Consider the following 11351-nt stretch of genomic DNA (forward strand, 5'->3'; position numbering starts at 1 on the left):
GGCGACGTGGCTCAGCAGTCGGTCTTGGCGACGCCGTTGCCGCCGGTGGCTGGCGGGCGCGCGGTGCCGGCCGGCGTGTTGTCGAGGACGGCGTACTTCGCCTGCAGGGCGGCGACGGCGGTCTTCAGCTCGCCGATGCCGGCGGCGCTGGTCGACAGCTTGGTCGCGGTCTCTGCGACGTGCGCAGCGAATGCGTCGCCGAGTTGTTCGAAGCCTTCGACCACGACGGCGAAGCGCGCATCGTCGGTGGCGGACTTGGCGCCGAACTTCGACAGCACGCCGGCGATGGTGGCGCGGAACTTCGCAAGGGCGCCTTCGTCGGGCGCGTCTTCGAGTTCGAGGGTGATTTCCTCGGCCGCGGTGAACAGGTCTTCGGGCTGTTCCTTGCGTGCGGCGAAGGGGTTGGCGGTCGGGTTCTTGGCGGCGAACTCGAGCACTTCGGTGCCCAGGCTCGCGGGGTTATCGGTGACGGCCAGGCCGACCAGATAGGCCTTGTCGGTGTCTGCGAAGCGCGGCCGGACTTCCATCGACGAGTAGATTTTCTGGCGCTTCTTGTTGAGCGCGATGAGTTCGTCGGTGGGAGCGATCTGCGCGAACAGGGCCAGCTTCTTGGCGCCGCCCACGTCGACCTCTGCAGTCTTGACGGCGACGACATCGCCATAAGCGCGAAAGTCGCTGTTCGGGCTGTAGCCGCGCATGTGTTCGATGTTGATGCGCGCGCCGTAGACGTTGGGGTCGTAGCTGGCGGCGATCTGTTCCAGCGTGGCGCGGTCGATGACGCGGCCGTCGCTGGTCGCACCTTCGACGGCGACGCGGAAGAACTTGGAAACCGGCTTCTTGGCGGGAGTGGACATGTGTTGGCTCGCTGCGGGTTGAACGGTGCATCGCGTGGTGTTCGCGGTGCGATGAGCCAATGGTGTCGGTGCGTTCGTCCGCTCTCAAGCCGCTGCGCATGTGGCAGCGGCGGGCACTGTTGGGCGTGGTGGCGATGCTTCGCGCGCGCGGGCAACCTCGGCGGCATGCCCTTGAAATCCGCTGCATCCGGCCGAACCCGCCGGACTGTTTCTGTCGTCGCGAAAAAGCCGGCGCCTCGCAAGCGTGGGCGGGCTTCGAAGACCGTGGAGGCGGCGGCGCCGGCTGCTGACACGGGCAGTGCGGTGAGCACTGAGCCGAGTCAGATTGCCACGTTGACGCCGCAGGCGCAACCCCGCACCGCGGCGCGGTTCCTGGCGTGGACCGGCTGGAAGGTGAGGCAGATCGCTGAGCACCTGGGCGTGCCCGCATCGACGGTGTACGGCTGGAAAGAGGCCGACAAGTGGGACGATGCGCAGCCGCTCGACCGCGTGAACGGCGCGCTGGAGGTGCGGCTGATTCAGCTCATTCTGAAGACGGAGAAGACAGGCGGCGACTACAAGGAAATCGACCTGCTGGGCCGGCAGCTTGAGCGCACGGCGCGCGTGGAGAAGTACCAGCAGACGGGCCGCGAGGGAGACCTGAATCCCAATGTCGCGGCGCGCAACGCGGCGCCGAAGCGCAAGCCCAAGCGCAACGAGTTCAGCGAAGCCCAGATAGCGCTGCTCGAATCGAAGCTGCGCGAGTCGAACTTCCCATTTCATCAGAACTGGTTTGACCAGCAACAGCAGCGGCTGCGCGCGATCCTCAAATCGCGGCAGATCGGCGCGACGTTCTATTTCTCTCGCGAGGCGCTGCTGTCGGCTGTGAAGGAAGGGCGCAACAAGCTCTTTCTGTCGGCGTCGAAAGCGCAGGCGCACCAGTTCCGCAGCTACATCGTCGACTTCGCCAAGGAGGTCGATGTTGAGCTGAAGGGCGAGAACATCAAGCTGTGGAACGGCGCCGAGTTGATCTTCCTGGGCACGAACGCGATGACGGCGCAGTCGTACCACGGCGACTTCTACTTCGACGAGTTCTTCTGGGTTCCGCGCTTTCGCATGATCAACAAGCTGGCGAGCGCGATGGCCTCGCACAAGCACTGGCGCAAGACGTACTTTTCGACGCCCTCGGCGATGTCGCACGAGGCCTACGGCTTCTGGACCGGCGACGACCGCAACAAGGGGCGGGCGAAGAAGGACCACGTTCGCATCGACACGAGCCACAGGGCGCTGCGTGGCGGCGTGCTGGGCCTCGATCGGAAGTGGCGCGACATCCTCACCGTTGAAGACGCCGTCGCGATGGGTTTCGACCTGTTCGACATCGCCGAGCTGCGCGAGGAATACAGCCTCGAAGAGTTCGCGAACCTGTTCATGTGCCAGTTCATCGACGACAGCCTGTCGCTGTTCACGCTGGCGCAGATGCAGGCCTGCATGGTGGACAGCTGGGAGACGTGGAGCGACGTGAAGCCGCTGTGGTTGCGGCCCTATGCGCATAACCCCGTTTGGGTGGGCTACGACCCGTCGGACAAGGGCGACGCGGCGGCGCTGGTTGTCGTGGCGCCACCGCGGGTGCCAGGCGGCAAGTTCCGCATCCTGCACCGCGAGCAGTTCAAGGGCTCCGACTTCGAGGCGCAGGCCGAGGCCATCAGGCGGATCACGCAGCAATACAACGTGGTGCACATAGGCATCGACAAGACGGGCCTCGGTGCTGGCGTGTTCCAGATCGTCGAGAAGTTCTTCCCCCAGGTGAAGGGCTACCAGTACAGCATCGAGGTGAAACAGCGCCTGGTGCTGAAGGCGCAGCAGGTGATCCACAAAGGCCGACTCGAGTTCGATGCAGGGTGGACGGACATCGCCGCTTCGTTCATGGCGATCAAGCGCGTGCTGACGGCCAGCGGCCGGAATGTGACCTACGACTCCGGCCGCTCCGAAGCCACGGGGCACGCGGATCTTGCGTGGGCAACGATGCACGCGCTGGACAACGAATCATTGGCCGGCGACATCGTCGGCGGCAGCTCTCGCATGGAGATTTTTGAATGAGCAAACGCAAGGGCGACCTGGCCCTCCGAACGGCGCACGCGTCGCCGCCCGCCAATGCCAACGCTGGTGCCGTGTCGGCTTTCAGCTTCGGCGACCCGGAGCCGATCAGCCGTATCCAGCTGCTGGACTACGTGGAGAGCATGTTCAACGGGCGTTGGTACGAGCCGCCGCTGCCGTGGGAAGGACTCGCGAGCGCGTTCCGCGCGTCACCGCACCATGGCTCGGCAATCTTCCTGAAGCGCAATCTGCTGAAGACGATGTTCGTACCGCATGCGCGGCTGTCGAGCGCGACGTTCGGGGCGATGGCGCTGGATTTTCTGGTCTTCGGCAATGCCTACGTCGAGCAGCCGCGCGCTATGACGGGGCGGGCGCTGGCGCTGCAGCACGCGCTGGCGAAGTTCACCCGGCGCGGGCAGGAGGCGGGCCGCTACTTCTTCGTGCGCGGCTGGCAGCATGAGCATGAGTTCGCCGCCGGCTCGGTGTTCCATCTGCGCGAAGACGACGTGAATCAGGAGATCTACGGCCTGCCCGAGTACATCAGTGCGCTGCAGTCGGCTTGGCTCAACGAGTCAGCCACGATGTTCCGGCGCAAGTACTACGCGAACGGCTCGCACGCGGGGTTCATCCTGTACCTGTCGGATGCCCAGGTCAGCACCACCGATGCGGATGCACTGCGCGATGCCCTGAAGGCGGCGAAGGGGCCGGGCAACTTCCGCAACCTGTTCCTGCACGCGCCCGGTGGCAAGGCCGAGGGGTTGAAGCTGATTCCGGTCAGCGAGGTGGCGGCAAAGGACGACTTCGCGGCCATCAAGAACGTGAGCAAGGACGACGTGCTCGCCGCCCACCGCGTGCCGCCTGGCTTGCTCGGCATCGTGCCCACCAACGCCGGCGGCTTCGGCAATGCGCCCGACGCGCTGGGCGTGTTCATCGAGAACGAGATCCGGCCGCTGATGCAGCGCTTCCGGGAGCTCAACGAGTGGGCGGGGGAGGAGCTGGTGCGGTTTGTGGTGACAGAGCGGGCGGCCGCGAACCCTAGCGCTTAAAAAAACCCGCGTGCCGACTTTCGATTGCACCATCGCGAATGGCGGAGTCTTGGGCGAAGCCTGATGTCTTGAAAGGGCTCAAGGCGGGCGCTGATGTCAAAAGATTGGGGCGCCCGGAAGCAGTCCTTCATTGTCCGCCTGCGTCCGAAATGGCCCGGATGGGCGACGTGCGCGACCTCAGCAGTCATGCCTTGCGTTGAGGCGACTTGGCGATGCGACTGGAAGCGTCAGGCGTTACGCTTCCAGATCCCGTTTATCTTCGAGTGTGTTCTCCACAGCTCTGCGACGTAATCCCAACCGTCAGGGAAAGCCCAGCCGAGCCCAACGAGCGCGAGTTCTATGTCAAGCGGCGCGACCGCCCGAATACAGCGGTCGTAGGTCGCATCGGACAAGTCAAGGTGGCTCACGCGGCCAAGCTCGTCGGAAACTGGATATTGCAATTCCCGATCGAAACTTTCAATTTCGACGTGGGCCTTCAAGATGTCCAAGCTGTCCTTTACGCCCTCAGCCTCCAGCCTGGCGATAGGTATGCCAGCCAAGCCCAACAAAAAGTCCTTCGTGCTGTCTCGATTCTTTTGAACCGGCGTTCCATGTTGCTCTCCGTCGGTCTCAAACACCAATCGCGGCGAAGCCCTCGTGCCGTCCACTATGACGCAATCCAAAGACATGGCATTGACCTGGACACCATTGAGCCATAGCCATTTGTCGGGCACATCGATCACGCGCAGCAGGCCGACTTGTGCAAGAACGTGCATGCGGCAGCTTCGGTTCTGCCGCAGCGTGAAATACTCCTCCAGCACGTTATAGAGATGGCGTTCCCAAACATTCAACACCTCGCGCCTTGCAGTAGCGGCCATATTGACTGTCCTCCACGATATTCGAAGAAGCGACTATGCCAGCATCTGCTGTTCTGACTTTTCTCTTCGTCATCGCGTTCACTGCGGCGATCTTCCTGGCATAGCTCGCATCGAGCCGACCTAGTTCGCACTGCACTCTAAGGCGAGCGCAACGATTTTCGGGCCGCACTGGCCAGTCCAGCCTGGCCCAGTCACCGCAAAGCCAAGAGGGCGCGCACAGCGCGTTTTTCGCCCGAACGTCCCTAGCCCTCCGACTTAGGTCGATTGGCCTCTGCATGGGGCTGCCATGGGCTTCGGCGCGACCCCGCCGTCACCACAGAAGCGTACCCCTCGACGCAAGCCGCCCGTACCCGTCGGCGCGCGGTCTAACCCCCACCGAGCCCGCGCGCTTCGGGTAGTTGTTTTTACGACCTTGTCGGCAGCCCGTGAAGCGGTGCCAGCGCTGGAGCGCGGCCGCCTTTTCGCCTGGTGGATCGATTGCCGGCTTTTACGGGTTTACTGCGCTTTCGCCGGTGCCGAGTGGCGGCGTGCCGGCAGTTGACTTTTGTTGACAGTAGTTTCGGTTTCAGCAGCGTAAAAACCGGGCCTCAACAACACGGGAGGAACAGATGATTGGGTCCGGAAAATGGGCGCTCACGGTCAACGAGCTTGAGTCGGGGAAGTTTCATTTCACGCTGCTGCTCGCGGTCGCCAGCCCCGATGATTTTTTGAGCTTTCAACCAGTGATAACCGACGAGAGGGCCTTTGGTCGAGCGGAGTCCGCGTGGATGGCCGGTGCGGTGGCACTGGCCGATCGGACAGCTCAGGCTTTGCGGCCGCTTCGGCCGATCTCGACCGGGCCAATGCCGCTGTAGACCGTGGCGCCATCCTTTAGCGACGTGACCGTCCATCGAGCAGCGCCGAGCCCAGGCGTGATCTTGTAGTCCCCCGGTGCCAGCGGCAGTTCGCGGTCCTCGCGAGCCTTGTCGCTGTACCAGGCTGGCGTGTAGAGAGTGGTGGTTTCGGTGGGAAAAATGTCAGCTTGGCTCATGTCTTCATTCTCGCTAGGGGGCTCTGGAGCTGCATGGCAACGTCAGTCGTCGCCTCTGCGCTCGACCGGCAGTACGTGCCACACCTGCCGGTGCTCCCACACGCGGCATTCACCGTCAACCATCTCCGTATTCAGCTCGGTGCCCTCGATCAGGAAGCCCGGCCCCTTGTATGGCCGAATCACCGGGTCGGTAAGCCGTCCACGACTTGCCATCTGAGCGATGCCATAGCTGACGTACAGGCTCACCTCTGTCAGGTTGCGGGCAGAGTTATTTTTCTCCCTGTCGGACTCCAAAATGGTGACCGTGACGCGCAGAGGCCGCTCGCGCTCGCGCTTCTTCAGGCGCAACCCCTTGCGCATCAACGGGGTAACTTCGGCGAAGAACATTCAAGTCTCCGATGGCTCGTCGTCGCTGGGTGGCTTGGGCATGAAAGCCGGAATCTCGTGCATCACCGCGCGGATGTGGTCGCCGGCGTTACGGTCCCAGTCTCCGTACAGGTCGCCGATGCGCGCACAGCGGCCGGCCACGTGGTCAGCGAAGTCGCGCAGGGTAGGGCGCATCGGCTCGTCGGGGCCGAGCTCACCTGTCTGACGGGCCATAGCGACGAGCTCGTCTTCAATCGTTTCGCCAGGCGCCATCTTCGTGTCTCCATCCCGGGGGCACCTCGGCGCCGGGCACCATCCACGCTGGCGTGTTGACGCCCAGGATGTACTGGGTGCGCTTGCCGCCGAACATGCGCTTGACGACTTCGGCGGGCTCCTCCGCTGAGTGCTTTTCATACTGCTCGTATGCGTCTTCGATGTGGTCGTCGAAGGCCGCGCGTGGCTCGATCTCGAGCACTGCGTAAACGAACTTTTCGACCCACTCTTGGCGGGCTGTCTTCATCTTGCTCACGGCAATCTCCTAGACGGTTGAAGATCGCGCGCCTTCGCGCGCATCAGTGCATCGAAACCCGCCAGGCGGATCGGACTGCTGATCTTGTTAACTACTGGTTAAATATACAGTGATTGCGGTAGACTGCAAGCATGGAAAACATGCCGGCGAACCTCTGGATTGCCGCCTGCGCGCACCGGTTGCAGCAGCAGTGGCACACCGTCGACCCTCTGGATCTGGAGGATGTGGCGCACGATTTGTGGCGCGACGAGCGCCTGCGAGCGATGCCGCCCGACGAGGCGGCCGTCGACTGGCTCAAGCCGATCAACGAGGTGGGGTAACTGCCGAGGCCGCCGGCGCGGTCGCGCGAGAGGATGAGCGCATGTGCACCCGCTACATTTCCCCCGAGGATCGCGAGATCGAGGCTTTCTGGTCCATCGACCGGAAGACCAACGACCGCAAGGACTGGGAGGGTCTTCTGACCGTGTTCCCGCTGTCGCTGGCCAGGTTCATCAGGCGCGCCGACGATGTCGACTACGCACGCGAGTTGGTTGTCGGGCAGTGGGGAATGATCCCGCCCTGGTCGACCAGCCATATTCCGCAGCGCAAGCCGAAGAAGGGCGAAGAAAAGGGCGCCAGGCTCAGCACGGTCAATGCGCGCACCGAGGGCATGGAGAAGTCACCGACCTACAAGAACGCCTGGGCTCGCGGCAAGCGCTGCATCATCCCGGCCGCCAGCTTCGACGAACCGAACTGGGAGACGGGCAAGAACGTCTGGTGGCGGTTCCGTCGCGCTGACGGGGCGCCGTGGGGCCTGGCTGGGCTATGGGACACCTGGACAGACCTCGAAACCGGCCAGGTGTGGGACAGCTACACCATGCTCACGATGAACGCCGACGAGCACCCGTTGATGTCGCGCATGCACAAGCCGGATCCGAAGCTGCCCGCCGATCAGCAGGACAAGCGCTCGGTGATTCCGCTCGAGGTGCATGATTTCGACCGCTGGCTGACCTGCACGGTCGATGAGGCTCGGACGATGCTGAAGCTGGCGCCAGTCGAGTTGTTTGGCGCGGCGCCGGTTGCGTGAGCGCACCGAGCGAAATTCCCTGTGGCGAGAAATGCACGCTCGCGCTACTCATGGCGAGCGTAGGCGCGCATAAATAACCCGACCTCTCCGCGCCGCTGCGCATGTAGCAAGCACGGGCCAGCCAAGCCGGCGGAATCCCATCAAGGCGTCGGCTTATGGCCAATTGTCACTGTGTTTTAGTGCCGGGAGCGGGCTCAGCTATTGGATCCGTCCTGGTGCGATCAACCGGTTCTGCGGTATCTGCACCTCTTGCGGCTTTGGCTGCTTTGGCGGATTCTGTTGCCCGGGTTGCCGCTTGAGTAGCGGTCTGGGCCGCGAGCTGCGCGGCTTCGGCGGATCGAGTTGCTTGCGCTGCTTGGGCTGCCGGGGATGAAGCTGGAGCGCTAACTGCTTGAATAATCTGCTGTTCAGCCTTTGCACTTGCCAACCAGCACTGATTGGTCATTTCGATAGCCAGTTCTTGTTTCCTCGTGGCATCGGTTTCTAGGAGATATTTGGCGCTCCAATCGCTCGCTGCGGTGCCGACAGCTGTTTGACGCTTGAGTTCGGCTGCCGCTGAGAGCGCGTTGCTCATTGCAAGCTGTAATGCATTAGTAGAGCCCGACATCGCAGAGAAAACCTTGTTCGCGGTTCCCGTGGTGGAAACGGCCACGATGCCAGCGGCGGTGCCGGCTACGCTCACGGCGGTTTGGGCGATGCCAGCCTGATTGGCGCCAGACTCGTATCGGTTGTGTACTTCCCTACAAAATTGGCTTGCCTTGATGAACATCGCGAGTGCCTTGTCTTCAGCCCTCGAGCATGCGTTTTGTGCGTTGTTTGCCGCAGTGAGCGAGCAGGGGTAGTTTGGCCATGGCCAATCTGCGGTAGGTCGTTGAAATACCGAGCAGCCGGCTAGTGAAAAAGCAAAACACACTGCAACTGCTGAGCGCGATGATTGCATTCCGCCCTCCATTCTTGTAACGGAATTTTTAACAGAGTTGCAACGGGTGGGCAATCAAGCGTGCTACTTGAATCAGGCGATTGACAGGTGCTTAATTAGATGACTACGGTGCTGAATCCGACCTTGGTCGAGTTGTGCCATGTGGGTGCGACTGACTCAGCGCCTAAAGGGAAATTCCCTCTAACTTCCACGGCTCTCCCCTTGGGAAAGATTGATTGAATCGCCGGTCTCGAAGTAGAGAAAATCAAGCTAAGTTATTGATTTTCTACGTTTGTCGTCCTGCCTTCTAAGCAGGTTGTCGGGGGTTCGATCCCCTCCGGGCAGGCCATTTCAGTGATTCACGAAGCCCCTCAAGGCACCACAATCACTCATCTTCCCTCTGTAGAAACGCATTCTCCGGAGGACTCTACTCACAGATCAAGGCCAGCGCCTCTCGACGCTGGTTCTGGGAGTACCGCTTCGAAAGCCAGGAAAAACGCCTGGCGCTGGGCAGTTACCCCGAGGCCAGCAGGAGCATGACCACGTCAGCCAACCTGCCTCTCATGCACGTTGCACCACATCCAGTCTTCCCCAGGCTCGATCGACTGGATCACCGGATGTCGCTCCGCATGCGAATGCTTCGTCGCATGCTGGTTCTTCGACGAGTCGCAGCAACCCACATGGCCGCAATGCACGCACAAGCGAAGATGGACCCACGTGTCCCCCGTCTTCAAGCAGTCTTCACAGCCGCGCAGAGTGTGCGGCTGCGCGATGTCGGCGGGCACGTGGTCACAGGGTTTGATGGGCACGAAACAGCTCCTTTGTAGCTCGGTGTCTATCAGGCTGCAGTAGTGGCCTGCGACAGGTGTTGATGAATCAGCGCCACCGCAGCGGCGCCTTCGCCGATGGCGCCGCCGACGCGCTTGACGGAGCCCGATCGCACATCGCCCACGGCGAACACGCCAGGCACGCTGGACTCGAGCGCGGTCGCCGGCCGAGCCGGGAAGCCGCTGCTCGCCGCCGCGCCGGTCAGCACGAAGCCGTGCTTGTCGACCGACACGCCGCAGCCTTCGAGCCACGACGTCTCGGGCTCCGCGCCCACGAAGAGGAAGATGTTGCGGGCAGGGCAGTCGTGCTCGTCGCCCGATGTGTGGCAGCGCCACGTCGCACCCGTGAGGCCTTCGTCCGATCCGCCGTGCAGGCGGACCAGTTCGGTGTGCGGTTGCAGCGAGATGTTGGGTGTGGCTTCGATGCGGTCGATGAGGTAGCGCGACATGCTGGCCGCGAGCGAAGGCCCGCGCACCAGCACGTTCACCTTGGCCGCATGGCGCGACAGGAACACCGCGGCCTGTCCGGCGGAGTTGCCGCCACCGACCAGCGCCACTTCCTGTTGCGCGCAAATCTTCGCTTCGATGGCCGAAGCCCAGTACCAGATGCCGCGACCCTCGAATTCGGCCAAGCGCGGCACGGCGGGTCGCCGGTAGCGCGCGCCGCTGGCAATCACCACGGTGCGCGCATTGATGGTGCGGCCGTCGGCCAGCGAAACGCGCAGGCTTTCTTGCGGGTTGTCGCGCGAGCAGTCAAGCGATGTCACCTCGGCGGGGATCAGCATCTCGACGCCGAACTTCTGTGCCTGCACGAAGGCACGGCCTGCGAGTGCCTGGCCCGAGATGCCGGTCGGAAAGCCCAGATAGTTCTCGATGCGTGCGCTGGCTCCGGCCTGTCCGCCGAAAGCGCGGCAATCGAGCACGATCACGCGCAGGCCTTCGGAGGCCGCATACACGGCGGTGGCCAGGCCGGCCGGTCCGGCGCCGACCACGGCCACGTCGTACAACTCGTCGCGCTCGGCGGTGTCGACCATGCCCAGGCAGCGCGCCAGCGCATCGTCGGTGGGGTTCACCAGCACGGAGCCATCTGGACACACCGCCAGCAGCTTGCCGGCGCCGTACTGCGCGATGAGCGCGGCGGCGTCGGGGTCTTCGTCAGCGTCGACCAGGTGATAGGGGTAGCCATTGCGCCGAAGAAAATTCTCCAGCCGCGCCATGTCGGGCGACTGCGGCGGGCCGATCAGCACTGGTCCGCTCGCGCCGGATTCGATCAGCGCCACGCGTCGCAGGATGAGCGCGCGCGTAATGCGCTCGCCCAGGTCGGCTTCGGCGACCAGCAGCGCGCGCAGTTGCGCTGGCGGCACGAGCAGCACTTCGACATCTTCATCGGCATGTCCGTCGACCAGGGCAGGGCGGCCGCTCAGTTGGCCAACCTCGGCCAGGAACTCTCCCGGTCCCTGCCGCACGATGGGCACGACGTGGCCGAGCCCATCGCGTTGCGTGACCGCCACGACGCCCTTGAGCAGCACGAACATGCCGGGGCCGGTTTCGCCGGCCGTGAAGAGCCGCGCACCGCGCGCGAACTGTTGCACGGTGCCGAAACGCGCAATACGCGCAATCTCGGTGTCACTGAGCACGGGAAAGGTCTGCTGGAGGCGGCCGTTGTCGGTGCCGCGTACGTCGGTGGCCATGCGTGAAAGCTCCTTTTCGCGAGTCCACCGCATTAGACGACGAAGTGCGCTGGAGGGGCTGCACTGCCGTCATGTGTCTGAAATGTTCCTGAC

General features: G+C 63.3%; 13 protein-coding genes. 4 read left to right on the forward strand and 9 right to left on the reverse strand.

The window, feature by feature from the left end; all coding sequences use genetic code 11:
* Positions 1–11: 11 nt before the first annotated feature.
* A complete protein-coding gene (locus ACQY8B_RS09050) occupies positions 12–854 on the reverse strand; it encodes a GPO family capsid scaffolding protein (RefSeq protein WP_422086395.1) in 843 nt (280 codons plus the stop codon).
* Positions 855–1157: 303 nt separating this feature from the next.
* Between ACQY8B_RS09050 and ACQY8B_RS09055 the strand changes: the two genes are divergently transcribed.
* Together ACQY8B_RS09055 and ACQY8B_RS09060 are read left to right on the forward strand one after the other, a co-directional pair.
* The gene (locus ACQY8B_RS09055) at positions 1158–2930 is read left to right on the forward strand and encodes a terminase large subunit domain-containing protein (RefSeq protein WP_422086396.1); all 1773 of its coding nucleotides are present in this window, start codon (positions 1158–1160) and stop codon (positions 2928–2930) included.
* Positions 2927–3973 carry a phage portal protein gene (locus ACQY8B_RS09060; RefSeq protein WP_422086397.1) on the forward strand — a complete coding sequence of 349 codons (1047 nt, stop codon included), beginning with the start codon at positions 2927–2929 and terminating at the stop codon, positions 3971–3973. Before ACQY8B_RS09055 ends, ACQY8B_RS09060 begins: the two co-directional genes overlap by 4 nt.
* 227 nt (positions 3974–4200) lie before the next feature.
* Here ACQY8B_RS09060 and ACQY8B_RS09065 read toward each other — a convergent pair whose 3' ends face one another.
* The 5 genes from ACQY8B_RS09065 to ACQY8B_RS09085 all read right to left on the reverse strand — a co-directional run bounded on the left by ACQY8B_RS09065 (position 4201) and on the right by ACQY8B_RS09085 (position 6755).
* On the reverse strand, positions 4201–4830 hold the full coding sequence (locus tag ACQY8B_RS09065) for a DUF2726 domain-containing protein (RefSeq protein ID WP_422086398.1): 630 nt from the start codon (positions 4828–4830) through the stop codon (positions 4201–4203).
* 802 nt (positions 4831–5632) lie between these two features.
* Positions 5633–5860: a hypothetical protein gene (locus tag ACQY8B_RS09070; RefSeq protein WP_422086399.1), complete on the reverse strand. Its 228-nt coding sequence runs from the start codon at positions 5858–5860 to the stop codon at positions 5633–5635.
* Positions 5861–5902: 42 nt separating this feature from the next.
* The gene (locus tag ACQY8B_RS09075; protein WP_422086400.1) at positions 5903–6247 is read right to left on the reverse strand and encodes a hypothetical protein; all 345 of its coding nucleotides are present in this window, start codon (positions 6245–6247) and stop codon (positions 5903–5905) included.
* The gene (locus tag ACQY8B_RS09080; RefSeq protein WP_422086401.1) at positions 6248–6460 is read right to left on the reverse strand and encodes a hypothetical protein; all 213 of its coding nucleotides are present in this window, start codon (positions 6458–6460) and stop codon (positions 6248–6250) included.
* A gap of 16 nt (positions 6461–6476) precedes the next feature.
* Entirely contained in the window at positions 6477–6755 is a 279-nt protein-coding gene (locus ACQY8B_RS09085; protein WP_422086402.1) for a hypothetical protein, read from the reverse strand.
* Between the two features lie 131 nt (positions 6756–6886).
* Here ACQY8B_RS09085 and ACQY8B_RS09090 point away from each other — a divergent pair, with 131 nt between their 5' ends.
* On the forward strand, positions 6887–7075 hold the full coding sequence (locus tag ACQY8B_RS09090; protein WP_081271666.1) for a hypothetical protein: 189 nt from the start codon (positions 6887–6889) through the stop codon (positions 7073–7075).
* Positions 7076–7116: 41 nt separating this feature from the next.
* Positions 7117–7821 carry an SOS response-associated peptidase gene (locus ACQY8B_RS09095; protein ID WP_422086403.1) on the forward strand — a complete coding sequence of 235 codons (705 nt, stop codon included), beginning with the start codon at positions 7117–7119 and terminating at the stop codon, positions 7819–7821.
* A 166-nt stretch (positions 7822–7987) separates the two neighbouring features.
* Here the strand turns inward: ACQY8B_RS09095 and ACQY8B_RS09100 are convergent, their stop codons facing one another.
* The 3 genes from ACQY8B_RS09100 to ACQY8B_RS09110 form a co-directional block, all read right to left on the reverse strand.
* Positions 7988–8590 carry a hypothetical protein gene (locus ACQY8B_RS09100; RefSeq protein ID WP_422086404.1) on the reverse strand — a complete coding sequence of 201 codons (603 nt, stop codon included), beginning with the start codon at positions 8588–8590 and terminating at the stop codon, positions 7988–7990.
* Positions 8591–9285: 695 nt separating this feature from the next.
* Complete coding sequence (locus ACQY8B_RS09105) at positions 9286–9549, reverse strand: UBP-type zinc finger domain-containing protein (protein WP_422086405.1); 264 nt, start codon at positions 9547–9549, stop codon at positions 9286–9288.
* A gap of 29 nt (positions 9550–9578) precedes the next feature.
* Positions 9579–11258, reverse strand: coding sequence for an FAD-dependent oxidoreductase (locus ACQY8B_RS09110; RefSeq protein ID WP_422086406.1), 1680 nt, complete (start codon positions 11256–11258; stop codon positions 9579–9581).
* Positions 11259–11351: the final 93 nt, after the last annotated feature.

The organism is Variovorax sp. (assembly GCF_965279555.1).
In the GTDB taxonomy this organism is placed as follows: Bacteria; Pseudomonadota; Gammaproteobacteria; order Burkholderiales; family Burkholderiaceae_C; genus Variovorax.